Annotated in this window: 28 protein-coding genes and 1 tRNA gene; 10 read left to right on the top strand and 19 right to left on the bottom strand. The window is 56.7% G+C overall.

Annotation, left to right across the window (positions count from 1 at the left end; all coding sequences use genetic code 11):
• Positions 1-10: 10 nt before the first annotated feature.
• The 4 genes from ACXJGX_RS02460 (at position 11) to ACXJGX_RS02475 (ending at position 3,637) form a co-directional block, all read left to right on the top strand.
• Entirely contained in the window at positions 11-301 is a 291-nt protein-coding gene (locus tag ACXJGX_RS02460) for an SCP2 sterol-binding domain-containing protein (RefSeq protein ID WP_474778548.1), read from the top strand.
• Between the two features lie 3 nt (positions 302-304).
• The gene (locus ACXJGX_RS02465; protein WP_474778549.1) at positions 305-1,258 is read left to right on the top strand and encodes an alpha/beta hydrolase; all 954 of its coding nucleotides are present in this window, start codon (positions 305-307) and stop codon (positions 1,256-1,258) included.
• A gap of 85 nt (positions 1,259-1,343) precedes the next feature.
• On the top strand, positions 1,344-3,161 hold the full coding sequence (locus tag ACXJGX_RS02470; protein ID WP_474778550.1) for a M3 family oligoendopeptidase: 1,818 nt from the start codon (positions 1,344-1,346) through the stop codon (positions 3,159-3,161).
• On the top strand, positions 3,158-3,637 hold the full coding sequence (locus tag ACXJGX_RS02475) for a GNAT family N-acetyltransferase (protein WP_474778551.1): 480 nt from the start codon (positions 3,158-3,160) through the stop codon (positions 3,635-3,637). Before ACXJGX_RS02470 ends, ACXJGX_RS02475 begins: the two co-directional genes overlap by 4 nt.
• Before the next feature lie 11 nt (positions 3,638-3,648).
• On the opposite strand, the gene ACXJGX_RS02480 is transcribed toward ACXJGX_RS02475, so the two are convergent.
• The 5 genes from ACXJGX_RS02480 to ACXJGX_RS02500 form a co-directional block, all read right to left on the bottom strand.
• Complete coding sequence (locus ACXJGX_RS02480; RefSeq protein ID WP_474778552.1) at positions 3,649-3,927, bottom strand: DUF4389 domain-containing protein; 279 nt, start codon at positions 3,925-3,927, stop codon at positions 3,649-3,651.
• Between the two features lie 9 nt (positions 3,928-3,936).
• Positions 3,937-4,911, bottom strand: a complete 975-nt coding sequence (locus ACXJGX_RS02485; protein ID WP_474778553.1) for a Gfo/Idh/MocA family protein — start codon at positions 4,909-4,911, stop codon at positions 3,937-3,939.
• A gap of 131 nt (positions 4,912-5,042) precedes the next feature.
• Positions 5,043-5,939 carry an RNA polymerase sigma factor RpoH gene (rpoH, locus tag ACXJGX_RS02490; RefSeq protein ID WP_474778554.1) on the bottom strand — a complete coding sequence of 299 codons (897 nt, stop codon included), beginning with the start codon at positions 5,937-5,939 and terminating at the stop codon, positions 5,043-5,045.
• Between the two features lie 341 nt (positions 5,940-6,280).
• Positions 6,281-7,312 carry an RluA family pseudouridine synthase gene (locus ACXJGX_RS02495; protein ID WP_474778555.1) on the bottom strand — a complete coding sequence of 344 codons (1,032 nt, stop codon included), beginning with the start codon at positions 7,310-7,312 and terminating at the stop codon, positions 6,281-6,283.
• Between the two features lie 134 nt (positions 7,313-7,446).
• Positions 7,447-7,523 (bottom strand) — tRNA-His (locus ACXJGX_RS02500).
• Positions 7,524-7,650: 127 nt separating this feature from the next.
• On the opposite strand from ACXJGX_RS02500, the gene ACXJGX_RS02505 reads away from it, so the two are divergent.
• Entirely contained in the window at positions 7,651-7,842 is a 192-nt protein-coding gene (locus ACXJGX_RS02505; protein WP_474778556.1) for a DUF6324 family protein, read from the top strand.
• On the opposite strand, the gene ACXJGX_RS02510 is transcribed toward ACXJGX_RS02505, so the two are convergent.
• Complete coding sequence (locus ACXJGX_RS02510; RefSeq protein ID WP_474778557.1) at positions 7,829-8,287, bottom strand: MmcB family DNA repair protein; 459 nt, start codon at positions 8,285-8,287, stop codon at positions 7,829-7,831. The two genes, ACXJGX_RS02505 and ACXJGX_RS02510, sit on opposite strands and share 14 nt — an antisense overlap.
• A gap of 321 nt (positions 8,288-8,608) precedes the next feature.
• Between ACXJGX_RS02510 and ACXJGX_RS02515 the strand changes: the two genes are divergently transcribed.
• The gene (locus tag ACXJGX_RS02515) at positions 8,609-8,755 is read left to right on the top strand and encodes a hypothetical protein (RefSeq protein WP_474778558.1); all 147 of its coding nucleotides are present in this window, start codon (positions 8,609-8,611) and stop codon (positions 8,753-8,755) included.
• 215 nt (positions 8,756-8,970) lie between these two features.
• Here the strand turns inward: ACXJGX_RS02515 and ACXJGX_RS02520 are convergent, their stop codons facing one another.
• The 6 genes from ACXJGX_RS02520 to ACXJGX_RS02545 form a co-directional block, all read right to left on the bottom strand.
• Entirely contained in the window at positions 8,971-9,528 is a 558-nt protein-coding gene (locus ACXJGX_RS02520) for an HdeD family acid-resistance protein (protein ID WP_474778559.1), read from the bottom strand.
• Positions 9,529-9,585: 57 nt separating this feature from the next.
• Entirely contained in the window at positions 9,586-10,053 is a 468-nt protein-coding gene (gene nusB, locus ACXJGX_RS02525) for a transcription antitermination factor NusB (protein WP_474778560.1), read from the bottom strand.
• Positions 10,050-10,589 (bottom strand): 6,7-dimethyl-8-ribityllumazine synthase, encoded by a 540-nt coding sequence (locus ACXJGX_RS02530; RefSeq protein WP_474778561.1) that lies wholly within the window; start codon positions 10,587-10,589, stop codon positions 10,050-10,052. The genes nusB and ACXJGX_RS02530 overlap by 4 nt, the downstream gene beginning before the upstream one ends.
• A complete protein-coding gene (gene ribB, locus ACXJGX_RS02535; RefSeq protein ID WP_474778562.1) occupies positions 10,589-11,719 on the bottom strand; it encodes a 3,4-dihydroxy-2-butanone-4-phosphate synthase in 1,131 nt (376 codons plus the stop codon). Before ribB ends, ACXJGX_RS02530 begins: the two co-directional genes overlap by 1 nt.
• A gap of 119 nt (positions 11,720-11,838) precedes the next feature.
• Positions 11,839-12,405 (bottom strand): hypothetical protein, encoded by a 567-nt coding sequence (locus ACXJGX_RS02540; RefSeq protein WP_474778563.1) that lies wholly within the window; start codon positions 12,403-12,405, stop codon positions 11,839-11,841.
• Positions 12,405-13,001, bottom strand: a complete 597-nt coding sequence (locus ACXJGX_RS02545) for a riboflavin synthase (protein ID WP_474778564.1) — start codon at positions 12,999-13,001, stop codon at positions 12,405-12,407. The genes ACXJGX_RS02540 and ACXJGX_RS02545 overlap by 1 nt, the downstream gene beginning before the upstream one ends.
• A gap of 164 nt (positions 13,002-13,165) precedes the next feature.
• On the opposite strand from ACXJGX_RS02545, the gene ACXJGX_RS02550 reads away from it, so the two are divergent.
• Both ACXJGX_RS02550 and ACXJGX_RS02555 read left to right on the top strand, forming a co-directional pair.
• Positions 13,166-14,416, top strand: a complete 1,251-nt coding sequence (locus tag ACXJGX_RS02550; RefSeq protein WP_474778565.1) for a capsule biosynthesis protein — start codon at positions 13,166-13,168, stop codon at positions 14,414-14,416.
• 40 nt (positions 14,417-14,456) lie between these two features.
• On the top strand, positions 14,457-16,457 hold the full coding sequence (locus ACXJGX_RS02555) for a capsular polysaccharide biosynthesis protein (protein WP_474778566.1): 2,001 nt from the start codon (positions 14,457-14,459) through the stop codon (positions 16,455-16,457).
• Here ACXJGX_RS02555 and ribD read toward each other — a convergent pair.
• From ribD to ACXJGX_RS02585, 6 genes are all read right to left on the bottom strand, one after another.
• Positions 16,454-17,515, bottom strand: coding sequence for a bifunctional diaminohydroxyphosphoribosylaminopyrimidine deaminase/5-amino-6-(5-phosphoribosylamino)uracil reductase RibD (gene ribD / locus ACXJGX_RS02560; RefSeq protein ID WP_474779170.1), 1,062 nt, complete (start codon positions 17,513-17,515; stop codon positions 16,454-16,456). The genes ACXJGX_RS02555 and ribD overlap by 4 nt on opposite strands.
• Before the next feature lie 23 nt (positions 17,516-17,538).
• On the bottom strand, positions 17,539-18,006 hold the full coding sequence (nrdR, locus tag ACXJGX_RS02565) for a transcriptional regulator NrdR (protein WP_474778567.1): 468 nt from the start codon (positions 18,004-18,006) through the stop codon (positions 17,539-17,541).
• Positions 18,007-18,138: 132 nt separating this feature from the next.
• Positions 18,139-18,654, bottom strand: coding sequence for a hypothetical protein (locus ACXJGX_RS02570; RefSeq protein WP_474778568.1), 516 nt, complete (start codon positions 18,652-18,654; stop codon positions 18,139-18,141).
• A 210-nt stretch (positions 18,655-18,864) separates the two neighbouring features.
• Positions 18,865-19,269 carry a secondary thiamine-phosphate synthase enzyme YjbQ gene (locus ACXJGX_RS02575; protein ID WP_474778569.1) on the bottom strand — a complete coding sequence of 135 codons (405 nt, stop codon included), beginning with the start codon at positions 19,267-19,269 and terminating at the stop codon, positions 18,865-18,867.
• 230 nt (positions 19,270-19,499) lie between these two features.
• A complete protein-coding gene (locus ACXJGX_RS02580; protein WP_474778570.1) occupies positions 19,500-19,748 on the bottom strand; it encodes a hypothetical protein in 249 nt (82 codons plus the stop codon).
• A gap of 91 nt (positions 19,749-19,839) precedes the next feature.
• Positions 19,840-20,229 carry a winged helix-turn-helix transcriptional regulator gene (locus ACXJGX_RS02585; RefSeq protein WP_474778571.1) on the bottom strand — a complete coding sequence of 130 codons (390 nt, stop codon included), beginning with the start codon at positions 20,227-20,229 and terminating at the stop codon, positions 19,840-19,842.
• Positions 20,230-20,337: 108 nt separating this feature from the next.
• On the opposite strand from ACXJGX_RS02585, the gene ACXJGX_RS02590 reads away from it, so the two are divergent.
• A complete protein-coding gene (locus ACXJGX_RS02590) occupies positions 20,338-21,192 on the top strand; it encodes an SDR family oxidoreductase (RefSeq protein ID WP_474778572.1) in 855 nt (284 codons plus the stop codon).
• Positions 21,193-21,284: 92 nt separating this feature from the next.
• The gene (locus tag ACXJGX_RS02595; RefSeq protein WP_474778573.1) at positions 21,285-21,974 is read left to right on the top strand and encodes a nitroreductase family protein; all 690 of its coding nucleotides are present in this window, start codon (positions 21,285-21,287) and stop codon (positions 21,972-21,974) included.
• Between the two features lie 98 nt (positions 21,975-22,072).
• Here the strand turns inward: ACXJGX_RS02595 and ACXJGX_RS02600 are convergent, their stop codons facing one another.
• Entirely contained in the window at positions 22,073-22,465 is a 393-nt protein-coding gene (locus tag ACXJGX_RS02600) for a hypothetical protein (protein ID WP_474778574.1), read from the bottom strand.
• Between the last annotated feature and the right edge of the window lie 10 nt (positions 22,466-22,475).

A 22,475-nucleotide genomic window follows, 5' to 3' on the forward strand; every position in this document is an offset into this window, starting at 1 on the left:
GACGAAAAACATGAGTGACGTTGTAACCGAGGCAGTCGCCGCCCTGAACGCAAAAATGGACGGCGCCGGCTTTGACGGCACCGCAAAGTTTGTGATCGAAGGCGAAGGCGCCATCATCATCGACGCCGACGGCGCGCGCGCCAGTGATGACGACGCAGACGTGTCTTTGACCGCCGACACCGAAACATTCAAAGCCATTCTTGATGGCGAATTGAACCCAACGACTGCGTTCATGACGGGCAAACTTTCTGTCGATGGCGACATGGGGCAAGCCATGAAACTGGCAAGTGTGCTGGGCTAACATATGATTGCAGCACCTCTTTTTGATGACATTGCAGAAGGTCCATCTGGGGGTGCTGCGCATTGGCTACGCACGGCTGACGGTATGCGTATCCGCGTGGGCCACTGGAACCGCGCGGCGGCAAAAGGTACTGTTCTGATCTTTCCGGGTCGCACCGAATTTGTAGAAAAATACGGGCGCGCCGCCAAGGCGCTGCACGATCGCGGGTATGCAAGCGTCGTGGTCGATTGGCGGGGACAAGGTATTTCCGACCGCATGACCGCCAACCGGGCAATTGGCCATGTGGGCAGTTTTCTCGATTTTCAACATGACGTGAACGCAGTCATGGATCACGCGAGGGCGCTGGATCTGCCGCAACCCTATTTTATGATTGCCCACTCTATGGGGGGGTGCATCGGCTTGCGGTCGCTGCAAGACGGGCTTGATATCAAGGCCGCCATGTTCTCGGCCCCGATGTGGGGTATCCAGATGTCGGTCGCGCTGCGCCCCATCGCGTGGGGGCTTTCGACGGTCAGCAGGCACCTCGGGTTCGACGAAACGCTGGCTCCTGGCCAGTTTGAACAACCCTATGTTTTGCGCGCCCCTTTCGAGGGCAACGCATTGACCAATGACGCCGCCATGTTTGCAACACTTGGGGATCAGCTACGCCGGCATCCTGATCTTGCCCTCGGGGGGCCGTCGCTGCGCTGGCTCAATACATCATTGCGCGAAATGCACCGCCTCAGCTTGCGCGCGTCACCCGACCTGCCTTGCATCACATTCCTGGGCAGCAAAGAGGCGATCGTTGACCCGGTGCGTATTCGGGACCGCATGTCGCATTGGCCCGGCGGGCAGCTGCGGATTATCGCAGGCGGCCAGCACGAAATGATGATGGACAGCCCCGCTGTGCAAAAAAGCATCTTTGATGCGACCGCAGCGCATTTTGATGCGGCAATCAGGGCGCCTGCCCACGCCTGACCCAACCCACCTTTGAACTGTGAAGGGGTTTCAACCGCCCCTCCCCCCGCCTATGTTATGGCAAACAACCGTTCAGAGGTATCCGATGAAATTTCCCCAGCCCGTTTTCGACACAAATGCCCAAGGCGGCAAAGATCTGGGCAACCTGCCCGAATGGGATCTGACCGACCTTTATACCAGCCCCGATGCCCCCGAGCTGGAACGCGACATGGCGTGGCTTGAAACAGAATGCGCCGCCTTTGCCGCCGACTATGAAGGCAAGCTTGCCGGCCTTGACGCTGCCGGGCTGTTGCACGCAGTTCAGCGTTATGAACAAATTGATGTGATCGCAGGGCGTATTATGTCCTATGCTGGGCTGCGTTATTATCAAATTACCACAGATAGTGATCGCGCAAAATTCATGGCGGACTGTCAGGACGAAATCACCGATTTCACGACACCCTTGGTTTTCTACGGACTTGAGTTCAACCGTCTGGAAGATGCGCATCTGGCGCAGCTTCTGGCAGCGAACACCGATCTTGAGTGTTACAAACCTGTCTTCGACAGGATGCGCGCGATGAAGCCGCACCAACTGTCAGACGAGCTCGAAAAATTCCTGCACGACCAATCCACCGTTGGTGCAGCGGCGTGGAATCGCCTGTTCGATGAAACAATGGCGGGGCTTGAATTTGATGTCGACGGGGAAACCCTGAGCCTCGAGGCAACGCTGAACCTGCTGACCGAACAAGACCGCAAAAAGCGTGAATCCGCCACACATGCGCTGGCCAAAGTGTTCCAGGGCAACATCAAACTGTTTGCGCGCGTCCACAACACGCTGGCGAAGGAAAAAGAAATCGAAGACCGCTGGCGCAAAATGCCAACGCCACAGACAGGTCGCCACCTGTCGAACCACGTCGAACCCGAAGTGGTCGAGGCCCTGCGCAACGCCGTGGTTGCCGCCTACCCGCGGTTATCTCACCGCTATTACGCGCTTAAGGCCAAATGGCTGGGGTTGGACCGGATGCAAGTGTGGGACCGCAACGCGCCCCTGCCGATGGAAACCACGCGCATCGTCAACTGGGACGAAGCCACCAAAACCGTGCTGGATGCCTACGCCAGTTTCGATCCTAAAATGGCGGATATCGCACAGCCATTCTTTGACAAGGGCTGGATCGACGCGGCCGTGAAACCCGGCAAAGCACCCGGCGCGTTTGCCCACCCGACCGTGACCCCCGTGCACCCCTACGTGATGCTGAACTACCTTGGCAAACCCCGCGATGTGATGACGCTGGCCCATGAATTAGGTCACGGCGTGCATCAGGTGCTGGCCGCAGAGCAAGGTGAACTGCTGTCATCGACGCCGCTGACCCTTGCGGAAACCGCGTCTGTCTTTGGCGAAATGCTGACATTCCAAAAGCTGCTTGAAGGGGCGAAAACCAAAGAAGAGCGCAAGATTTTGCTCGCTGGTAAGGTCGAGGATATGATCAATACCGTCGTGCGGCAGATCGCGTTTTATGATTTTGAATGCAAACTGCATGCGGCGCGTAGCGATGGAGAGTTGACCCCAGATGGCATCAACGCGCTATGGATGTCGGTGCAAGGCGAAAGCCTGGGGCCGGTATTTGACTTTGCCCCCGGATATGAAACGTTCTGGGCCTATATCCCGCACTTTGTGCACTCGCCGTTTTACGTCTACGCCTACGCCTTTGGTGACGGGCTGGTGAACGCGCTTTACGCCGTTTATGCCGAAGGCGACCCTGACTTCCGCGAAAAATATTTTGATATGTTGCGCGCGGGCGGGTCCAAGCACCACAAAGACCTGCTGGCGCCCTTCGGCCTTGATGCATCGGACCCCGCATTTTGGGACAAGGGACTGTCAATGATCGAAGGCTTCATTGACGAGCTTGAGGCGATGGAGGATTGACCCTGGTTACGCTGACACCGCTGACCAGCGCACTCGCCGACTCGCTCCGGCGGGTCAGCGTGGCCCCCGATCAGGTGGTATTCTCGGGGCAGCCCGCCGAATTCATCGACCTGAACGATCCCCTGATTGACGTGCATGTAATTATGTATGGCGATCAGGTTGCAGGGATGTTCCGCATTGATCGCGGTTTTCATCTGCATCATCGGTTTGCGGCCAGCAACATCTTTGGGCTGCGCACATTTTTGATCGATCAGCACCTGCAAGGGCGCGGCATCGCATCGGGCTGCGCAGCGCAGTTGCAGGCGTATTTGGCGCACAGCTACCCAGCGGCAGAGGCGGTCATGCTGACAGTGAACCTGCGCAACCCCCATGCGCGCAAGGTTTATCTGGGCGGCGGTTTCATCGACACCGGCGCCCAGTACATGGACGGCGGTGCCGGACCACAACATATTTTAAAACTATCGCTGGCGATCTGAACCGCGTTTGATCAGTCCAGATCGGTCCACGGCCACGGTTTGACTTCGCTCGCGGCGGTCTGATAGCGCGCAGCTTTGGCCATCCAAACGCCCATCGTCGTCCCGATCTCGGCCAAGGGTTCATTCGGGGTACGTTTGTTCACCAGCATGATCACAAATTGCGCGATCGTGAGCAGGCCAAGCAACGTGCTGGCCATGCTCATCAGCACCGCAATAATGATCATATGCACCAATCGCAGCCAAAGGCTTTCGAAATCAGATGCGCCCTTGGCGTCGTTGTCGTCGTTCATCCGCGTCTCCTAAACCGGGGCGTCGCCCGCCGCAAAAACCATATCGATCATCCTTTGCGTACCGCGCGAAAATTCAAGCGGGCATGGGTAATCTGCACCCGTGCGGACGGAATTGCAAAAGTTTTCAACCTGCAAAACATAGTGGTTCACACCCGCCCAGCGTTCGGTCGTGACTGCTGTTGTGTCCGTCTCAAGCACCAATTCTGCCTGATCAAACACATTCGCGTTAAACGGACAGGTCAGGCGAATAATCCCCTGTTCGCCATGGAAAGTGACCTGTTGGTGCGGAAACAACCGCATTGAAACCGTCGCCGAATAGGTGAAATCAGGAAATTCCGCAGCAACCTGCGCAAACACATCAACACCATTGTCCATCCGCAAGTTTGCGTATGGTACGGTGGCAGGCTCTGCGCCAGTCACAAATCGCGTTGAACCGAATGTGTAAACCCCGATGTCGCGCAGTCCGCCGCCACCCTTATCAGCCTGATTGCGGATGTTGCCCGTATCGTCATTATAATAGGTGAACGTCGCGTCCACATGCTTGACGCGACCAATCGCGCCAGCCTGCACCAATTCGCGCGCCCGGACAAATTGTGGATGGTGGACAATCATAAAGGCTTCAGCGGCCAGTTTACCGGCCTTGTCACGCGCTGCGATCAAGGTGTCGAAATCAGCATCCGACAGGGCGATTGGTTTTTCGCACAAAACGTGCTTCCCCGCCGCAAGCGCTTTTATCACCCACTCTACGTGCAAATGGTTCGGCAGCGGGATGTAAACCGCATCAATGTCGGGGTCGGCCAGCAATGCGTCATAACTGTCGTGAACACGCAGGCCCGGCGCAAATTCCTGAAACGGGGCCGCCTTGTCTGGATGTGACGTCGCCAATGCAGTCAGTTCAGCGCCGCGCGCGGCATGGATGGCAGGCGCCATGTGGTTCAGCGCAAAATTAGCGGCGCCTAGAACGCCCCATCGTATCGGTATCATGAAACTCTCCTCTTCGGCGCAATGTTAGCGGTAACCACCCGCATTGCAACCGCACCTCATCGTTCATCCGCACAAAAAATCCCCGCCGGACGAACCGACGGGGGTGTTTATGCACAGTTGGGTTTGGCGACCTACGCCGTTTCCAACATGCCCTTTTCTTTGGCCAGCTCTTGCATCTTGGCTTGCAGTTTTTCAAACGCGCGCACCTCGATCTGGCGGATCCGTTCGCGGCTTACTTTGTACTGCGTGCTCAAATCCTCCAGGGTTACGGTTTCGTCGGAAAGACGACGTTGTACCAGAATGTCCCGCTCACGCTCGTTCAAAACGGTCATCGCCTCGGCCAAAAGTTCGCGCCGGGCATCAAGTTCGTCGTGTTCCTCATAGTCAGAGGCGGTATCGGCACTTTCGTCCTCCAACCAGTCCTGCCACTGCATGGACCCTTCGCCATCCGCGCCGACCTGGGCGTTCAGCGACGCATCCCCGCCCGACAGGCGGCGGTTCATCGAAATCACTTCATCCTCGGTCACACCCAGATCAGTCGCGATCCGCGTGACATTTTCGGGACGCAGATCCCCGTCCTCCAACGCGCCGATGCGTGATTTCGCCTTGCGCAGATTAAAGAACAGCTTTTTCTGCGCCGAGGTTGTGCCCAATTTGACCAATGACCACGACCGCAAGATATATTCCTGGATCGACGCCCGGATCCACCACATGGCATATGTCGCCAAACGGAAACCTTTTTCAGGGTCAAAGCGTTTGACCGCCTGCATCAGGCCCACATTGGCCTCCGAAATCACCTCGGCCTGCGGTAAACCATACCCACGATAGCCCATCGCGATCTTCGCCGCGAGACGCAGGTGAGATGTGACCATCTTGTGGGCCGCTTCGGTGTCCTCATGGTCCACCCAGCGTTTGGCCAGCATATATTCTTCCTCGGGTTCCAGCATCGGGAACTTACGGATTTCTTGCATATACCGGTTCAACCCACCTTCTGGGGTTGGTGCGGGTAAATTCTTGTAGTTGCTCACTGTCTCTGCCCTCCTAATGTTTAAAGGCTTAACATGAATATGGTACGGTTGACGTAACGTTTCAAGTCCATGTCTTGAAATTTCGTAAATCCAATATGAACCGTTTAGTTTAGTAATGCGAGCGTATTTTACGTGCATTCACGCACATGGGACCGATTGTTTCAGCCCAGATGCGCGAATTTCACATCGTAAATGCTATGCGCATGGTCTCTCTGCAGAAATAGTCCCAAAACCGCGCCTTACAGACGCTTTCAAACCAAAGGTGTTCGCGACGCAGCGATCGCATATATCAGGCACGCGATTTTCGCGGCCGGCCATAGCATATGCGCCGGCACAGAAATCTAACTAGCCGTGAAGCCAAGTGCCGACAGAAGCGTGGTCATATCATCCGGTAATGCTGCTTCGAACTCCATGAATGCGCCCGTGACCGGGTGCTCAAAGCCCAACGTGGCCGCGTGCAGCGCCTGACGGCCAAACCCGGCCACCGCAGCCACCCCTGCCTCGCCGACGGCTTTGGGCGACAGTTTTCGGCGCCCGCCATAGACGGGGTCACCAATCAGCGAATGACCACAATGGGCCATATGCACGCGAATCTGGTGCGTGCGTCCCGTTTCCAACCAACATTCAATCAACGTCGCGCAAGGCGGATTGCCCAAGGGTTCAATAATCCGCGACCTTGTGACGGCATGACGCCCGGTGGTAAATGAAACCGCTTGGCGTTGGCGATCCGTCTTGTGACGGCCTAAAAATGTCTGGACCTTCAGAATATTGCCAGGCTCGAATGAAGTCCCCTTGACGCCACGCAACCGCGGTTCATTGGCATCAGGGACACCATAACACACCGCAAGATAGCGACGTTCGACCGTATGTGCCGCAAATTGCGCGGCCAGATGGTGATGCGCGCGGTCCGTCTTTGCTGCCACCAACAAACCTGTCGTATCTTTATCAATGCGGTGCACGACACCGGGGCGTTTCATGCCCCCCACCCCCGATAGCGTGTCCCCACAATGATGGATCAAGGCATTCACCAGCGTTCCGGTCGGCGTACCGGGGGCCGGGTGGACGACCATGCCCGCAGGTTTATTGATCACAATCAAATCATCATCTTCGAAAACGACATCCAGCGGGATATCTTCACCACCGATATGGCTTTCGACAGCGACCTCAACGGTCACATCAACCTGGGCGCCTTCGGCCACACGAAACCGGGGGTCTGTGATGACCGTTCCATCAATGCGCACTGCGCCGTCAGCAATAAGCTTCGCCAAACGCGACCGGCTCAGTGAGGCATCGTCAGGCACATCGCGTCCCATGGCCTTGTCTAAACGTGGTGGCGGGTTTGCCCCTATTTCAAACGAAATCACTTCGGACATGGCACACTTGCCCTCGCTTTGGGTAAAATACTCCTGCCAGAGGCTCCGGCAGATCAGGTTGCGCGCGGGTTTGCGGGATCACACGCAAAATAGCAAGGCATGTCTCAACCTGACATCATTCATCGATGGGAGGGTGGTACCGCCTCCCCGGCTTGAACGGGGGACCCCTGGTTCCACAAACCAGTGCTCTAACCAACTGAGCTAAGGCGGCATCGAGGCTGATTTAGCCGCACATCCACACGATTGCAAGACCTCTTTGCCGCTTTATCCCGCAGCAACGGCTTGCCAAGCTGTATAATGGCGCGCTACTCAAATACGAAGAAATCAGGGGATTCCAGATGGGTATTAATAACGAGCGTGACATCGAGGCAAACATGCAGATCGGTCCAACCGATTTGGGCATGGTGCGAATCTTTATCGACGCCAACGGCGTTGAAATCCCCATGGATTTTGAACCCGAAGAAGCCGACGAAATCGCCGAAGAAATCAAAGCCGCCGCAATGGCAGCCCGCGCCGTCAAAAAGCGCTGATCACGCCTGGGTCGCGTACCGCCTGCGCGCGCAGCGCAGCGTGACGCGCGAATTTTTGCACCATGACCTTGCGCCGCGCTGGCGCAAGTCTGGTCTCTGGGCCCATACGGACGATTTCGCCGCCATAGCTGTCCGCGAGGATCAGTCCGGTTTGGTCCGGCAAAAGCTCGGTCGGAAATTCGGTATCGACCGCCCAAAAGAATCGGTCACACCATTCCAAATAGCCCTGCCATTTTCGATCTGTTTGAAAATCTGCACGGCTCGACTTGCACTCGATAATCCATATCTCGCCCTTGGGGCCAAGCGCCATCACATCCACGCGCAATCCGCGTGTGGGTATCAATTCCTCTACGCTCACAAAATCATGGCTGCGCAGGTGGCGGCAAACGCCTCGTGCCAAAAGCTGACCCGGCATAAGCGGATCGATATCGTTGGTGTTAAGCATGCTTCGAAACATGAACATTGGGTGAACAAAAATCAAGATCAAAAATTGCATCGATCACAAGCCTGATTCGAACGGCGATCAATGTCCTTCATTTTATAGCCTGATCTGGAAATTTATTCCGCATATCGCGGCCACAACTGTTTTTCGTTATGATTCAACACCTAAGCGGATATTCGCCGATACAGAACGCCAATCCGCCGACCATTTGTGACCCAATTATGGCATCGGACGTTAGGTCAACTGCCGAAAAACCACCTGAACGTCACGATTTCGACGGGTTTGAACCGCATAAAGAAGGCACGTTCACTCAGGAGCCTCGCCATGTCACTGTTTCACAGTATCACATTTTATGAAGTTTCCATGGCGCTTATTATGGTGGGGCTCGCTGAACGGGTGTTGCTTGCTTATGCCCCCTTAGACATGGTCGGCCCCAATGGATGGCTGATCAAAGCGAACATTCAAGAATAATCAAACTCGGCACTTGCCGTGGGTAGGTTTCGCGCCTACCTGTTGTCGTGGCGGGTTTCTGCGCTCCTCGTACGGATATGCACAAATCCAGTGGCCTTAAGCAAATCCTCGGATGCTGGCTCTGTTCTAACCCTGGTTAGATTACCTGGCGCCCACCTGTACATACAGGTCCCCGGGATTAGTTGCATGTACGGCTGCCGCGGTTCCCGCCACCTTTATTTTTCGGATACCGAATGGGACAGCGCCACAAAGGCGACACCCGACGACAAAAAGTTGATCCCCAAGAATAGCCCGATCGCCCAAAGCGCGGTCCCCGGCAGACCGGCAATCAACAAGACACCTAACAGCAACGTAATCGCGCCATTAAACGCCAGCCATCCCCAGCCGGTTTTGGGGCGGCGTTGCGTCGCGATATACGTTTCAACGGCGCCTTGGGCCAGAAACGCAAGGCCCAGCAGGAACGTCAACCCGATCAGTCCGTTCAGCGCAAAAAATGCCAAATAGACACCCAATGCCAAATGCATCACCGCGATCAACCCGCTGCCAATGGCCGATTCCCAGGCTTTGGCCTGCAACGCGTGATACAATAACGCGGCACCGGTCAGCAAGAAAACCCAGCCCAGCAACACCTTGGCCGCGATCGAAAACACGAGGGGGAACAGGATCGCGAGCAGCCCAAGAATAATCAGCACATAGCCCGTTGTGCGGAATTGACTGCGGAATTTGCGCAGTGCTTCGATAACGTCAGGCGGGGTCTGGTCGATCTGGGACATTTGGGCGCTCCTTGTTACCGCAAGGCTGCGGCGTCGTGGCCCAAACGTCAATAGGGGTTAAAAGTTCTCGGGTTGCGCCTCGCGCGCCATATGGTCCAGCACCGCGTTCACAAACTTGGGTTCTTTGCCGTCATGCGAAAATGCTTCGGCGACGGCAACAAATTCGCTGATCACGACCTTGGGTGGCGTGTCTTTTTTGTAAAGTTCGGCACCCGCGGCGCGGAACAGTGCCCGCCACGTCGGATCAATCCGTGCAATCGGCCACTTGGCGACCAGCGCCCTGTCGGTCATCTGGTCAATCGCGGCTTGGTTATCAACCGCAGTTTCCATGAGGCCGCGAAATGTATCCGGATCACCTTCGATCAATTCGGCATCGTCAATGATCTCACCGAAACGGTGATCCTCGAACTCTTGGGTGATCGTTTCCACTGTCTGCCCAGAGGCTTCCATCTGGAACAATGCCTGCACAGCATAGAGCCGTGCGGCAGATTTCATTTTACGGCGTTGGTTGTTCGAAATGGTCATGCTGTCGTTTTACCGCCTGTGTTACCAGCCAGCAGAATTTCCTGTGTAAAGCCCACCGATTTGTCGGATTTGCTCCACTTACGGGCCAGCGCAATCAGGTGCAAGGCCGCAGCAGCGGCACCGCCACCTTTGTTCATTTGTGCGGGGTCAGCACGCACCACCGCCTGATCACGATTTTCAACGGTCAGGATACCATTGCCGATGCAGGCACCTTGCAAACCCAGCAGCTGGATCGCGCGTGAACTATCGTTACAGACGGTGTCGTAATGTGTCGTTTCACCCCGGATCACACAGCCCAGTGCCACATACCCATCGAAATTCGACATCCTTTCGGCAATACCGATTGCGGTCGGAATTTCCAACGCGCCGGGGACTTCTGCAATCTCCCATGTCGCGCCGGCCTTTTCAATTTCGGCCTTGGCACCCGCGATCTGGTTGTCCGAGATGTCCTTGTAGTAAGGGGAAGCCACGATCAGAATTTTCACCGGTTTTTCAAACGTTGGCAGCGGCATGATGTAATGTGACGGTCCGGCCATTATCTGTTCTCCGAAATTTTGCGCGTGCCTATGATTTCAAGGCCGTACGCATCCAAGCCCACGACCTTGGGCATGGGAGAGTTGGTCAAAAGCGTGATTTCATGTAATCCAAGTGCGCTCAGGATTTGCGCGCCCAGCCCGTACTGGCGCAGTGTCTTGGGTGTGACCTCGTCTTCGTGGTCGATTTTCATGTGAACGTCGCGCAACAACACCAACGCACCCCGCCCCTCGGCTGCGATAATCTCCATGGCGTCGCTGAATTCGTTGCGCCGCCCCGGATGACCGGCACCAACGACATCCAGCATCGGATCAAGCGCGTGCATCCGCACCAAAACAGGCGCGGGTGTTGTGATGTCACCTTTAACCAGCGCAATGTGTTCGGCGCCTTGGGTTTCATCCGTGAAAATATGCATTTCCCAGTCGCCACCGAACTCTGAATGGATTTGGCTGACCTCGCGCACGCGCACCAGATTATCATGGCGGCGGCGGTAAGCGATCAGGTCGCTGATCGTGCCGATTTTCAGCCCATGAAGCTGGGCAAAAGCAACAAGATCCGGCAGGCGCGCCATCTCGCCGTCATCTTTCATGATCTCGCAAATCACGCCCGACGGGTTCAGGCCAGCAAGGCGGGAAATATCAACGGCTGCCTCTGTGTGTCCAGCACGCACCAACACGCCCCCTTCACGGGCGCGCAGCGGAAAGACATGTCCAGGTGTCGCAATATCAGCGGCCCCCTTCGCGGCATCAATCGCGGTGGAAATCGTGCGCGCACGGTCATGCGCGGAAATTCCTGTGGTAACCCCCTCGCGGGCCTCGATGCTGACGGTAAATGCGGTTTCGTGCCGTGACGAATTGTATGAGGCCATCAAAGGCAGGCCCAGCGCATCAATCCGGGAACCGGGTAAAGACAGACAGATCAGCCCGCGCCCGTGTGTGGCCATGAAATTGATCGCGTCAGGTGTGGCCATTTGCGCCGGGATGACCAAATCGCCTTCGTTTTCGCGATCTTCATGATCCACAAGCACAAACATCCGGCCATTGCGCGCGTCTTCGATAATATCTTCAATCTTGCTGATCGCATCTGACCAGTCGCGCTCAACCGGCCCCGGTGTTTCAAAATTCTGGCTCATGCGCATCCCCGACTATATGTTCTGACGCAGATAGCCCAGCAATGCGCATTTGGGAAGAGCGGTGGACCAACATCCGCCCTGCGACGTCACGGCGACCTGTAAAAACTGCAAGGCCGGTTTTAGCCCTGCTGTTGTGCGAAATAGGTCTCTGCCGAGAGGTAGCCCGCCAATTTTGCGGCGTCGGTCCATTCACGTTCGAACGCGGTATCCCCCACCAGCACAAACCGGTCCCCCGAGGTTTTTTCGGCGCGCGCAACCGCAACAAGCTGATCGCGCATCATCGACCAGCGGGCGACAAACCGTGGTGCCGTATAGGCACGATCAACACCATCGAGCGCGGCAAGATGCGTCGGTGTGACAGGCGCATGCGCCAGACCGATCCGGCGTGCATCAACCAACGCGTCAAGCTTTGCCGCGCGTGCGTCGGGCATCCGCTGCCCATCGCGCAAGACTTGCAACGCGTTGCTTGAAAACAAAAATCCGATTAGGTCATGTCCGGTGCTTGCACGGATCCCGGCATAAGTTTTGTATGGCAGCCCCAACTCCTGCGCCCGCTTCACACGCAGGCGCACGACCTCTATCGGCAGGGTTGGTAATAAATCTTTGCGGGCTTTGGTCCAGACATGCTTGCGCCAGCTCAAGCCGGGTTCAATCACCTGCCCCGAATTATGCCCGATCCCCGCCATCACGCATATTCCTGCAAACGGGCGACGTAGCGCGCCATCGTGTCAACTTCGATGTTGACCAGATCGCCCACCGCGATGTCACCCCATGTGGTGGCGCCTTTGGTATGCGGGATAAAATTTATGCCAAAGTCGGTGCTGTCGACCTCATTCACTGTCAGCGATGTGCCATTCAGCGCAACGGACCCTTTAGGTGCGATAAACCGCGCGAGCCGTTCCGGGGCACGGAAAGTCACCCGCGTACTGTCACCCTCGTCACGCATCGCAATCACTTGCGCCACACCGTCCACATGGCCCGACACGATATGGCCACCCAATTCGTCGCCGACTTTTAACGCGCGCTCCAGGTTCAGCAGTTTGCCTATCTGCCATTCACCGACATTTGTGGCGCTCACGGTCTCAGCCGAGATTTCGACATCAAACCAGTTTTGCGGTGCCGTGCCCAGCGCAACCACGGTCAGGCAGACACCGTTGCAAGCGATTGACGCGCCAATGTCGATGCCATCGACGTCATATGCGGTGCCGATTCTTGCGCGCAAATCTCCGCGCTGCTCCAGCTCAAGAATACGCCCGCAATCGGTGACAATTCCAGTAAACAAGCGAAATTCCTCTCATTTTCAAAACATTCCCCGCGCGGATGCACGCAAGGTATGCTACATACTTGTCGCACAATGCGCAGGAGGGCAAGTTGTGTTCATGAACGTTTTATTGTGTCTGTCGTTGTAAAGTTTGGTCAGTGGTAAAAGAATCGCAACATCGGTTTTTGTTTTTGCAGGGTCCGCACGGCCCGTTTTTTCGGCGCCTTGGTCGGTCACTGCGCACGGCTGGCGCACAGGTTTACCGTGTTGGGTTTAACGCGGGTGACAGGGCGTTCTGGTGGAAATCCCCCAACTATATTCCATACACAGGGTCACAGGCAGATTGGCCCGCGGCGCTAAGCCAGATTATCGCCACCCATCAAATCACCGACATTGTGCTATACGGCGATACCCGCCCTATCCACGCCGAAGCCGTCCGCCAAGCCAAAGACCGCGGTCTGCGCATCCACGTCTTTGAAGAAGGATATATGCGCCCCTACTGGGTTACCTATGAACGGGGGGGCAGTAACGGGTTTTCACCGCTGATGAAACTATCGCTTGATGATATGCGCGCACGCCTCGCATGCTCTGGGGTGGATGTGCCGACCCCGCCAACCCATTGGGGCGATATGCGTCAGCACATCTTTTACGGGGCGCTTTATCATTGGTTTGTGTTGTTTCGAAACGGAAAATATCCGGCGTTTCAGCCACACCGCGCACTGCCCATTCGTACCGAGGCTTGGCTTTATTCAAAGCGCTTGCTCTTGATGCCCTATCTGGCCGCTGAACGATCCTATGCGACCCGCAAGATCAAGGCTGCTGGCTATCCCTATCACATTGCGCTGTTACAGCTGGAACATGACGCCAGCTTTCAGGCGCATTCCACGTTTCATGAAATGCGCGAATTTGTGCAGGTGGTGATCGACGGGTTCGCCGCCGGTGCGCCCGCACACCATCACTTGGTCTTTAAGGCACATCCGTTAGAAAACGGGCAATCACCGCTGCAAAAGCTTATCCGCGATATCGCGCAAAGCCACGCAATAGCGCCGCGCGTGCATTACGTGCGCGGTGGCAAATTAGCACAATTATTGGACGAAGCCCGCAGCGCCGTCACCGTCAACTCTACCTCTGGTCAACAAGCGCTTTGGCGCGGCATTCCGTTGCGGGTTTTTGGCACAGCAGTCTACGATAAGCCGGAGCTAGTCTCGCATCAGCCGCTGCGATTATTCTTTGCCAACCCACAGGCCCCTGACCACGCAGCCTATCGCGATTACCGCCAATTTTTACTGCAAACCTCGCAAATTCCCGGCGGCTTCTATTCGCATAAGGGGCGGCGCCAACTGATGCGACAACTGACGGACCGGATGCTGGCGCAAGCCGGGCCATATGAGGCCAAGGCGGATGTGACCCCACCGGTGATCCGGTCCGTGAATTAACGGACTTTCCAACACCTGTGGCCTCAAGTAGCTTCCGCCAATGAACGAACCGGCCCGTAAAAACCTTTTTGTCTATAACGGCGGCTTCCTGACCGAAGGGCGGATGCGGCGGATTGTCAGCCTTGCGGGCTTTGACATTCGCGTTGGGGTGCCGTCCGACGCTGATCTCGTCGGCGTCTGGGGGCATAGCCCGACATCGCCCCGCGGCACGACGGTCGCGGCCAGAAAAAACGCGGGCGTGGTGCGGGTCGAGGACACATTTTTACGCTCTGTTGGACTGGGACGCGATGGCGATGCGCCTATTGGATTAAATATCGACACCAGCGGCGTGCATTTCGACCCGTCCACACCATCGGATTTGGAAAAAATCCTGACCGACGATCCGCTTGACGATACCGCCCTGCTCAATCGCGCACGCGATGGCATCGCAATGCTGAAGGCCCAGCATCTGTCGAAATATAACCAGTTTGATCCCGACTTGCCCCTGCCTGATCCGGGGTATGTGTTGGTCATCGACCAAACCCGCAAGGACGCCTCTGTTCAGGCAAGCGGCGCGGACAGCAACACATTTCGTGAAATGCTGTTCTATGCCCAAACCGAACACCCCACCGCGCAGATATTGATTAAAACACACCCCGAAACGGTCGCCGGACACCGCAACGGGTACTTTAGTGAAAAAGACGCGAGCGACCGGATCAGCCTGTGTGACGCGCCCTTTTCGCCTTGGGCGCTGCTTGATGGTGCGATTGCGGTCTACACGGTCAGTTCGCAGCTCGGCTTCGAGGCGGTCTTGGCGGGACATAAACCCGTTGTCTTTGGTCAGCCGTTTTATATGGGGTGGGGCCTGACCGATGATCGCACGCCCCTGCAACGCCGCCAGCGCAGCCTGACGCGCGCGCAGCTTTTCGCGGGTGCGATGCTGCTTTACCCCACATGGTATGACCCGTTTCATGACAGGCTGTGCAGCTTTGAGGAGGCTGCCACCACCCTGGCCGCGGCCACCCGCGTATGGCGCGAAGATCACGCGGGCTGGGTTGCAGGCGATATGCGCCCATGGAAACGCAAGCCACTTCAGCAGTTTTTCGGACAACCCCATAAGGTCCGGTTTGCGCGTGGTGCGTCGGCTGATGCACTGGCAAAGGCGACAGGTCGCCGCCTGATGCGTTGGGCAAATACAGACGCGCACGACGCGATATTGGTCGAAGATGGGTTTTTGCGATCACGCGGCCTTGGGGCTGATCTGGTTGGCCCGCTCAGCCTCGTGCTTGATGATCTGGGGATCTATTATGACGCCACCCGTCCCAGTCGGCTTGAGACGTATATCAATACCTCAGACCGGCTATCCCACGCGGATCACGCCCGCGCGGCGGCATTGATCGCGCGGATCACCGGTGCCGGATTGTCAAAATATAATCTGCCCCGCGCAACCGATGTCACGCTGCCCAAGGGCCGGCGTATTTTGGTGCCCGGCCAAGTCGAGAATGATGCATCGATCAAATTGGGCTGCACCGACGTCGTCACCAACGCTGGATTGTTGGAAGCTGCGCGCGCCGCCAACCCGGCAGCCATCATCGCGTACAAGCCGCATCCAGACGTCGAATCAGGGCGGCGCCCCGGTGCGCTCGGGGATGCGATCAAATGGGCCGATGTGGTCTTGACCGATACAGATCCGATTGCGGCGCTGGCAGCGGTGGACGAGGTTTGGACCCTCACGTCGCTGATCGGATTCGAGGCCCTGTTGCGTGGCAAACACGTAACCTGTCTGGGGATGCCGTTTTATGCCGGTTGGGGGCTGACGGACGATCGCGCCATGCCAATTCCGCGCCGCGCGGCACGTGTCGATCTACCAGCCCTCGTCCATGCGGCCCTTATCGCTTATCCGCGCTACCGCGATCCGATCACCGGACTACCCTGCCCGGTCGAAGTCATCGTCGACCGTCTGGAAAACAACGACATCCCGGCACCCGGTAAATTCAATCGCAGCCTCGCAAAAATCCAAGGGCAACTTGCAAGTTATGCGCATTTTTGGCGGCGCGGTTAAGCCCGCTGCCAGACGTGCATAATGTCGCGGCCCACCACCTGCACCGACGACAGTGCGAAACGCGGCGCATCCGACAACCGCTCGATCCCCATGGCCGCAAGCGACGGCGTGCCTTCGGCACCCATCGCGATGCCAGCGGTCATGACCACCAAACGGTCCACCAGATTAGCCGACAAAAGCGAGGCGGCCAGCATCCCGCCCCCTTCGCAAAAAACCCGCGTGATACCGCGTGTGGCCAATGATTGCAGGATGGCATCGGGGTCCACCTGTCCCGCCTTGACTGCACAGGGCAGACTGACGACGCCCTGATCGACCCAGATGCTGGCATCGCTATTTTCGCCGTGACACAGCCATACGGGGGTATCTTTTGCGGACCGGGCTAACTGGCTATCCTCGGGCAGCTTGACGCCGCGCGACACCACAACCCGCACAGGTTGGTGTGTCACACCCAATCCCCGCACCGTCAGCGTCGGATCATCCGCACGCACCGTGCCAGCACCCACCATCACCGCATCATGGCGCGCGCGCATCATATGCACAGCGCGACGGGCCTCTGGTCCGGTGATCCATTGGCTTTCGCCCGTCGCGGTCGCAATCCGGCCATCCAGCGTCCCTGCCAATTTCAAAGTCAGAAGCGGGCGGCCCTGTGTCACGCGCAACAAAAAACCCGCGTGGTCCGCTTGGGCTTGCGCGGCCATTACGCCCGTTTCAACTGCGATGCCCGCCGCCCGCAACATCGCAATGCCACGCCCCGCAACACGCGGATCAGGATCACCCGTGGCCACAACCACCCGCGCCACGCCCGCAGCAATCAGCGCCTCGGCGCAGGGGGCGGTTTTGCCGTGATGTGAACAGGGTTCCAGCGTAACATATGCAACAGCACCGCGCGTCCTGTTCCCCGCTTGCGCAATCGCCACCGTTTCCGCATGGGGCCGCCCGCCATCAGCGGTCCATCCACGCCCCACGATCACGCCGTCATTGACGAGCACACAGCCCACAGCAGGGTTGGGCCAGACACGTCCCATCCCACGCCGCCCTAAATTCAGGGCCAGCGCCATAAACCGCGCATCAGGTAAAACCGTCACTCTTCGCGCAGGGCGTCTGGACGCAGTTCACTGACGAATTTGTCAAAATCATCTGCGGCTTGGAAATTCTTGTAAACGCTGGCAAAGCGCACATAGGCCACGGTATCAATCCGCGCGAGGCTTTCCATCACGATTTCCCCAATGGTGCCCGACGGGATATCGGTATCGCCAAGGCTTTCCAATCGGCGAACGATCCCGCTGATCATCTGATCCATCCGTTCGGGTTCTACCGGGCGTTTTTGCAAGGCGATGCGGATTGACCTTTCCAGCTTGGGGCGGTCGAAATCCTCGCGGCGTCCGTTCGATTTAATGACAACCAGATCGCGCAGCTGCACCCTCTCATAGGTGGTGAAACGCCCACCGCAGGCAGGGCAAAACCGGCGTCGCCGGATCGCCGCATGATCTTCGGCGGGACGTGAATCTTTTACCTGAGTGTCGACATTTCCGCAAAAAGGGCAGCGCATATCCGGTCCTTGTCAGCTAGTGATAGGGCCAAAGCCCCACTTATCCACAGGCACTATAGGAACCATGACAGGTTTTGGGTAGTGGGCATTTTCAGGCGCTAAATAGAGCATGAAAAGCGTGGCTTCCAAGACTCACTTATTTGTTTGGCTCCAGCTCTGCGTGGCCGGATCGTATGTTGCGCCGGTTGCGGTTTTGGCGGCAAACAATGTGTCAGCCCATTCAAACGCAAGCCCTTTTGTCGCACAGGTCAGGTCCGAAATAACTGCCCCATCTTGCGATACCATGACACCGCCAAATGACGTCGTTTCGACATCGGCGTCAGGGTCGTCGGAAGGCATACGATCAAAGCCACCTGTCACACTATAACTGTAATCGCCGTTGTGAAACGTCACCGTTTCCCAAATCGCACGCCCGACGCCCGGCCACGGCGCATAGTCCAGCGTCGCAATGTCTTCGCGCAAGGTCAGCTCGGGTATTTGACCCGGCGCACCATAGGTATAGACGGCGGTGCTTTGGTCATAGCAGACAGAAACCACGCGGTTGCGTCCTTCGATGTGGCAACCCAGAAAAAGCGTTTGATCGACAGCGCAGTCCGCCCAAACCGGCGTGGCGGAAAAGCAGATAAAAACAGCGGCGGAAAAACGCATGGCGGACCCTTTCAGGTAAAAACATGTCTGCGATGACCGGGCGCGTATGCAACCGTTCGCAGGGGACAGGCGGATAGATACCCCACCACGTCCACCATGCAAGACATTTACATCTGTCAATATCACGGGTTTAAAAAACACCCTGCCCCGCGCGGCAGGTGTGGCGGCCAATCCCACCGTAAAGGCGCCCTAAGCCAAGAATTTCAGGCGCTAGGCAAAATGTGCAACCACACGGCGCAGGTGTGGTCTGTCGCGGTGTTCAAAGAGATAGATCCCCTGCCACGTCCCCAGCGCAAGCTGCCCCGACATCACCGGAATACTGATTTGCACAGGAAGAAGCGCCGCCTTGATATGGGCTGGCATATCGTCCGGTCCCTCATAAGTATGGGTCAGGTAGGCCATCGCCGGATCGGTGGTCCGCGGCACCAATCGCGCGAAAAAATTCTGTAAATCCACCTGCACCTCGGGGTCCGCGTTTTCTTGGATCAACAGACTGGCCGACGTATGCTGCACAAAAAGCGTCAGCAAACCGGTCCCTGTGACAAAATCCGCCACCTCGTGGGTAAATTCATAAAGTCCGGGACCATTGGTTTGTATTTGGAATATCGTTTGCATCTGCACAATCTGCGCGGATAAAGCCGGAACTGCAATGCAGCGCGAACAAGCCACCTATGCATTCGGTCACGTTTTGCAAGCGAAGCGCATCTTCGCAAAATGCCTTCAACGCGATCAACGTGTCAGGTACGGCAACAATTGTGTAAAGCCTCGGTCCAACACTGGAAACGCTATGATATGTTTCGTGATGCGCTATAGGCCGGACTGGCGCCATTTTATCCTGACGGCTGTTAAAAGCCTACCTTTGCTGACTGGGCGTCGCAGCTGCGGTATGGTGTCGGCTCTGCCGAAGGGCCGGTCGGAATATCCAATTGAAAGACACAGACATCAGCGTAGCTGTCATCTGTGACCTCACCAGAGACCTGATCTGTCAGTTCCGACAACATGTCAGGCGCAGGCTCTACAGCGTACCCATGCAAAGCAGAGCTGAGCCCAAGTGTAAAAATTACTGCAATAACAGAGGTTTGGTTGCGTCTCATCGGGTTACCCTTTTTGTTAAGGGTTATTTAAGCCGCGCCTCCCGGTCTGCAATCTACCAGAACGCGCCATAGCTTTGCGCGCCAGCGCACATCACTTTTTATCAAAGGCTGCGCGGGCCTCCAGAATGCGGCCGTGACTATCATCCGCCCAGTCGACCAAATGCGCAAACGGGGCCAAAAAAGATTGCCCAAGGTCGGTCAGCGCATACTGTACGCTGGGTGGCTTGGTGTCGAAAACCTTGCGCGTGACCAGCCCGTCACGTTCCAGATCGCGCAGCGATTGGGTCAGCATCCGCTTGGAAATATCGGGCAGCGTGCGTCCTAGCGCGTTGAATCGCTGCGGCCCTTGCGCCAGTTCCAACACAATCAGCGATGTCCATTTCGCGGCGACGTGATCCAGAACCATGCGCACAGGACAATTGCGCGGATCAAACCCCTGCGCTTTCCATTGTTCCAGCCGGTCCGCTGGTAAATCCCGCATCACGGTTCCCTTTGTGTTACCTTGCTACAAAAACCTGCCTCCTTACCGAAGGCGATATTGGTCTCTATTTGAAACCTATACCCGATTCGAAACCTAAAGGAAAAGACAATGACAACCTACATGATTACCGGCGCGTCTGGACAGCTTGGCCAATTCGTGGTCGACCATCTTGCCAAACGCGTCCCCTCATCCGACATCATTGCGTTGGTGCGCACAGATGCGGCCGCCGCAGGCTTTGCCGCCAAAGGGATTGCAACCCGCATTGGCGACTACGACGATCGCGACAGCCTGCACACCGCGTTCGCGGGTGTGGACCGCCTTTTGCTGATTTCGTCCTCGGCCGTTGGTGAACGCGTGCGGCAGCATGGCAATGTCATCACCGCGGCCAAAGACGCAGGCGTCGGTTTTATCGCCTATACGTCAATCCTGAACGCACAGGCATCTGAAATGGCGCTCGCCGCTGAACACAAACAAACCGAAGACGCGATCAAGGCAGCCGGCATTCCCTACAGTTTCCTGCGGAACGGGTGGTATTCGGAAAACATCACGATGACCCTGCCGCAAGATCTGCAACTTGGGCAACATTTTGGCGCGGCGGGTGATGGCAAATTCGCGACCGCGACCCGCAATGACTATGCCGAAGCCGCCGCTGTCGTTCTGGCCGGTGGCCACGATGGACAGGTGTTGGAACTGGCCGGGGATACCGCGTTCACGCTGGCCGAATTCGCCGCGACCGTGTCTGAGGTCGCAGGCAAACCTGTGACCTACACCGACATGCCCGAAGACGCCTTTGCCGCCGCGCTGACCAGCGCAGGTATCCCTGCGGGCTTTGCAGGCATCCTTGCCGACAGCGATGCACAGGCCGCCAAAGGGGCGCTGTTCAACGACAGCAAAACCCTTTCTGGTCTGATCGGGCGTCCAACCGAAGGTATCAAAGACACGATCGCAGCCGCGCTTGCGTAACACGCAGGGGGGCGGGCCGGCACGGTCCGCCCTTTCCGCTTGGCGATGCGCGAGATTGCTGTTTAGCTTGCGCGCACCCCAAGGAGCCTCCGATGTTCGCCAAAGACAAAATGACCTACGCCGCCCTGCCCCTGCCCGACCGCCGCGACATGGCCGACGGTGACGCGCAAAAAGCCGCGGCTGATTTCCGGGCCTTCATGGCCACCCGCCATTCGGTCCGCGACTTTTCAGACCGGCCCGTGCCGCGCGACATCATCGAAAACTGCATCCTGACCGCAGGCAGCGCCCCGTCGGGGGCCAACCACCAACCATGGTTCTTTGCGGCCGTATCTGACCCCGCGCTCAAGGCGCGCATCAGGGCCGAGGCAGAGGAAGAAGAACGTAAATTCTATGACGGTGGCGGCAGCGACGAATGGATCAAGGCGTTAGAGCCAATCGGCACGAACGCCGACAAACCACACCTGACCACCGCGCCGTGGCACATCGTGATATTTGCCCAGCGATGGGGGGAATTTGACGATGGCACACGCTACAAAAACTACTACGTCCCTGAAAGCGTCGGCATCGCGACAGGTTTCCTGATCACCGCGCTGCATACCGCGGGACTGTCGTGCCTGACGCATACACCAAACCCGATGAAATTCCTGAACGCGGCATTGGATCGACCGGAATCCGAGAAACCTGTGATGATACTGACCGTTGGACATGCTGCAGATTCGGCAACAGTGCCAAAGGTGGCGAAATACAAAAAGGCGTTGGATAAAATTGCTAAATTTTATTGAGGCTCGAAAATTCAAATATATATATGAATATTAAGGTCGTCACGCTCGAAAGCTTTTGGTCAACGTAGTACAGTTAATTGGCTGACCTGCATGAACAATTATGGATGATCTTGACTGGCAGCGTCTAACAGTGGGCGTATCAACGATGCACTACTGCCTGCCACTTCTACACCTTTTGACACTAGAAAAACCCCCATTGCGACCGCCATGACAACAAACACAAGTTCACTAAGCCAACTTATGCAGCATTTCGTCTGCCATTCCTGACGGGTTAGTTGGTTCACTGCATGAATTGCCCCTCCAAAACTTACTAACGCCAAAGTAAAATATACAACTACTGCAATCAGGTGCAGATAAAAATCTGCCTCTATTAAGCCGTTTTCATACTCAAAAGCATCGGCAAATAATTTTAGTAAGAAACCTATCGCCGCAAAAGGAGAAAGTAATAGCGCAACTAGCCCTGGAGAGAGCCATGAACTTAACTTATTCAATGAACTCCCC

Source organism: Yoonia sp. SWMV100, assembly GCF_056108365.1.

Bases quoted from the DNA above. Each gene is read 5' to 3' on its own strand.
- ACXJGX_RS02460 (WP_474778548.1), top strand. From the start codon at position 11: ATGAGTGACGTTGTAACCGAGGCAGTCGCCGCCCTGAACGCAAAAATG.
- ACXJGX_RS02465 (WP_474778549.1), top strand. From the start codon at position 305: ATGATTGCAGCACCTCTTTTTGATGACATTGCAGAAGGTCCATCTGGG.
- ACXJGX_RS02470 (WP_474778550.1), top strand. From the start codon at position 1,344: ATGAAATTTCCCCAGCCCGTTTTCGACACAAATGCCCAAGGCGGCAAA.
- ACXJGX_RS02480 (WP_474778552.1), bottom strand. From the start codon at position 3,927: ATGAACGACGACAACGACGCCAAGGGCGCATCTGATTTCGAAAGCCTT.
- ACXJGX_RS02485 (WP_474778553.1), bottom strand. From the start codon at position 4,911: ATGATACCGATACGATGGGGCGTTCTAGGCGCCGCTAATTTTGCGCTG.
- ACXJGX_RS02495 (WP_474778555.1), bottom strand. From the start codon at position 7,312: ATGTCCGAAGTGATTTCGTTTGAAATAGGGGCAAACCCGCCACCACGT.
- ACXJGX_RS02505 (WP_474778556.1), top strand. From the start codon at position 7,651: ATGGGTATTAATAACGAGCGTGACATCGAGGCAAACATGCAGATCGGT.
- ACXJGX_RS02510 (WP_474778557.1), bottom strand. From the start codon at position 8,287: ATGCTTAACACCAACGATATCGATCCGCTTATGCCGGGTCAGCTTTTG.
- ACXJGX_RS02515 (WP_474778558.1), top strand. From the start codon at position 8,609: ATGTCACTGTTTCACAGTATCACATTTTATGAAGTTTCCATGGCGCTT.
- ACXJGX_RS02520 (WP_474778559.1), bottom strand. From the start codon at position 9,528: ATGTCCCAGATCGACCAGACCCCGCCTGACGTTATCGAAGCACTGCGC.
- nusB (WP_474778560.1), bottom strand. From the start codon at position 10,053: ATGACCATTTCGAACAACCAACGCCGTAAAATGAAATCTGCCGCACGG.
- ACXJGX_RS02530 (WP_474778561.1), bottom strand. From the start codon at position 10,589: ATGGCCGGACCGTCACATTACATCATGCCGCTGCCAACGTTTGAAAAA.
- ribB (WP_474778562.1), bottom strand. From the start codon at position 11,719: ATGAGCCAGAATTTTGAAACACCGGGGCCGGTTGAGCGCGACTGGTCA.
- ACXJGX_RS02540 (WP_474778563.1), bottom strand. From the start codon at position 12,405: ATGGCGGGGATCGGGCATAATTCGGGGCAGGTGATTGAACCCGGCTTG.
- ACXJGX_RS02555 (WP_474778566.1), top strand. From the start codon at position 14,457: ATGAACGAACCGGCCCGTAAAAACCTTTTTGTCTATAACGGCGGCTTC.
- ribD (WP_474779170.1), bottom strand. From the start codon at position 17,515: ATGGCGCTGGCCCTGAATTTAGGGCGGCGTGGGATGGGACGTGTCTGG.
- nrdR (WP_474778567.1), bottom strand. From the start codon at position 18,006: ATGCGCTGCCCTTTTTGCGGAAATGTCGACACTCAGGTAAAAGATTCA.
- ACXJGX_RS02570 (WP_474778568.1), bottom strand. From the start codon at position 18,654: ATGCGTTTTTCCGCCGCTGTTTTTATCTGCTTTTCCGCCACGCCGGTT.
- ACXJGX_RS02575 (WP_474778569.1), bottom strand. From the start codon at position 19,269: ATGCAAACGATATTCCAAATACAAACCAATGGTCCCGGACTTTATGAA.
- ACXJGX_RS02580 (WP_474778570.1), bottom strand. From the start codon at position 19,748: ATGAGACGCAACCAAACCTCTGTTATTGCAGTAATTTTTACACTTGGG.
- ACXJGX_RS02585 (WP_474778571.1), bottom strand. From the start codon at position 20,229: ATGCGGGATTTACCAGCGGACCGGCTGGAACAATGGAAAGCGCAGGGG.
- ACXJGX_RS02590 (WP_474778572.1), top strand. From the start codon at position 20,338: ATGACAACCTACATGATTACCGGCGCGTCTGGACAGCTTGGCCAATTC.
- ACXJGX_RS02595 (WP_474778573.1), top strand. From the start codon at position 21,285: ATGTTCGCCAAAGACAAAATGACCTACGCCGCCCTGCCCCTGCCCGAC.